The 415-nt window shown below is 51.6% G+C and carries 1 protein-coding gene; it reads right to left on the bottom strand.

Features of this window, described 5'->3' with window-relative positions; genetic code table 11:
- A partial coding sequence (locus EPY72_RS19615; RefSeq protein WP_210423471.1) for a hypothetical protein occupies positions 1-207 on the bottom strand: 207 nt, incomplete at its 3' end.
- Between the last annotated feature and the right edge of the window lie 208 nt (positions 208-415).

Here is a 415-nt window from a genome sequence, read left to right on the forward strand (position 1 = left end):
AAATGATAGCGCAGCTTGGTATTTTCTCGGCGTTTCTATCCTCTTCGTCTTGTACTCGTTCTTCTCGCTAATCCGGGCTTGAGAGGGACGGCATCCCATGAAACTCGCACCATAGACCGTAGGTTGATTCGGTAGAGCAAGAGTGTAACAAACGCTGCCACCGTGCTGCATACACCCTCTATATCTTGCACCGGCTTCTGTAATCATACATATATCAACACTTTATGCTCAAGTTGTACCGTGGCAAACTGGCGATGACTGTTTTTACGACACGCTACACTACACGTACTCACTGAACCACTCAGGCGCACCTGTATACTCTGCCCAGCAGCGCTGGTGGCATGGTTCGCCGCGGGGATTTGGAATCGCCTCATCGAGATCGACCTGCTCGCCACAGAGGTCGCATTCAGCGCTG

This window comes from Halorussus marinus, assembly GCF_004765795.1.
In the GTDB taxonomy this organism is placed as follows: Archaea; Halobacteriota; Halobacteria; order Halobacteriales; family Haladaptataceae; genus Halorussus; species Halorussus marinus.